Annotated in this window: 2 protein-coding genes; both read right to left on the bottom strand. The window is 70.0% G+C overall.

The window, feature by feature from the left end; all coding sequences use genetic code 11:
- A partial coding sequence (locus VFE05_04390; protein ID HET6229295.1) for a hypothetical protein occupies window positions 1-263 on the bottom strand: 263 nt, incomplete at its 3' end.
- Window position 264: 1 nt separating this feature from the next.
- Window positions 265-1,946 (bottom strand): carbamoyltransferase C-terminal domain-containing protein (locus tag VFE05_04385; GenBank protein ID HET6229294.1); only part of this gene is annotated, 1,682 nt, incomplete at its 5' end.

Genomic DNA, 1,946 nt, shown 5'->3' with positions numbered 1-1,946 from the left:
GACAGGTAGTCGCCGATCCGCCCCACGATCGTCCCTCGCCCGAACCGCGTGGTCGCCACGCGGACGACGTCCACTCCGTTGTGCGTCTCGCGCGCGGAATGCGAGGCGTCCGCGTCCGCGTAGACGCCGCGGCTGGTGACGACGGTGACCTTCCATCCGCGCGCGGCCAGGTCCTCGGCCAGGTCCGCCAGCATCTGCCCCGTGGCGGCTACGTCCGGCCAGTAGAAGCGGTTGAGGAAGACCGCCCGCGGCGTCCAGCCCACGCTACGCCGCTCCCGCGCGATCGGCCTCGGGCGCGGACGCCGCCGCGGCGGACGCCTGCGCGGGGCGGCGGCGGATGATGGTGTCGTTGACCACGATCACGTCCATCCGCGTGCGGAAGAAGCAGTCCAGCGCCTGCTGCGGCGTGTCGACGATGGGCTCGTTCTCGTTGAAGCTCGTGTTGAGCACCACCGGCACGCCCGTCAGCTTCTCGAACTCCTTGATGAGCCGGTAGTAGCGCGGGTTGGTGCTCGCGCTCACCGTCTGGAGCCGTCCCGTGCCGTCCACGTGGGTGATGGCGGGCAGCACCGCGCGCTTGTCCTCGCGTACGGGGTAGACCTGCTGCATGAACGGGTCTGCCGCGCCGCCCACGAAATAATCGTCCAGCGCCTCCTCGGCGATGGACGGGGCGAAGGGGCGGAACTTCTCGCGGAACTTGATCTTGGTGTTGATCAGGTCGCGCATGTCGCCGCGGCGCGGGTCGGCCACGATGCTGCGGTTGCCCAGCGCGCGGGCGCCCCACTCCATCCGCCCCTGGTACCAGCCCACCACGTTGCCGTCGGCGATCAGCTTCGCCGTCTCGCGGCACACCGCCTCCTCGCCGTCGTGGCGCTCCCACGTGTACTCCCACTCGCCGTCGTCGCGCGCGGCCACGGCCGGCGTCACGTCCGCCTGCGGGTACGAGGTGCCCCAGTAGCCGTGCTCCATCACGAAGCCGCGGGGCTGGTCCAGCACCTGGTTCCACACGTGGTACGCGGCGCCCAGCGCGGTGCCGTTGTCGCCGGACGCGGGCTGCACGTACACCTCGGTGAAGGGCGTGTTGGCGCGGATCTTCCCGTTCGCCACGCTGTTCATCGCGCATCCCCCAGCCATGCAAAGCCGCGGATTGCTCGCCTTCTCCCACAGGCCGTTGAGCACGTGGAAGGCGCACTCCTCGTACACCGCCTGGAGCGAGTGGGCCATGTCCTCGTGGCGCGGCAGCAGCGGATCGTTCGGCTGGCGGGCGGCGCCGAGAAGCTCCTCGAGCTTGGGCGTGAAGACGCGGCCCAGGGTGGGATAGCCTTCCTCCCACTCCATCTCCACGCCCTCGTTCCAGTGGCGGAAGAAGGAGAGGTCCAGCTCGAACTTCCCGCCGTCCTTCAGCGTGATCAGGTTGCGCAGTTCCTCGGTGTGCACCGGCTTCCCGTACGGCGCCAGGCCCATGACCTTGAACTCGTCGCCGAAGTGCGGGAAGCCCAGGTACTGCGTGACCGCCGTGTACATCATGCCCAGCGAGTGGGGGAAGTACACCTTGTCCAGCACGCGCAGCCGGTTGCCCTCGCCCAACGCCATCGAAGTGCTCACGAAGTCGCCGAAGCCGTCGATGGCGCACACCGCCGCGCTCTCGAAGGGCGAGACGAAGAAGGCGCTCGCGAGGTGCGCGGGGTGGTGCTCCACGTGGTGCAGCTTGGGCAGCGCGGCTACCGGCACACCCAGCGCGTCGGCGAGCGGGCCGGACATGTCGCCGACGCGGCGCGAGTTGCGCACGCGGTCGCTCACCAGCTTGGGAGAGGGGCGGCGGCGGATGGCGTACATCGCCTTGCGCAGCAGGTTGGCGCGCGGGTCGCGGCTCACGGCCACGTGGTCGATCTGCGCCCCGGTGATGCCCCCCATCTCCAGGCAGCGGCGGATGGCCATGGTGGGGA

It is taken from the genome of Longimicrobiaceae bacterium, from assembly GCA_035696245.1.
GTDB lineage: Bacteria > Gemmatimonadota > Gemmatimonadetes > Longimicrobiales > Longimicrobiaceae > DASRQW01.
This window is presented reverse-complemented; position numbering and strand designations above follow the sequence as displayed.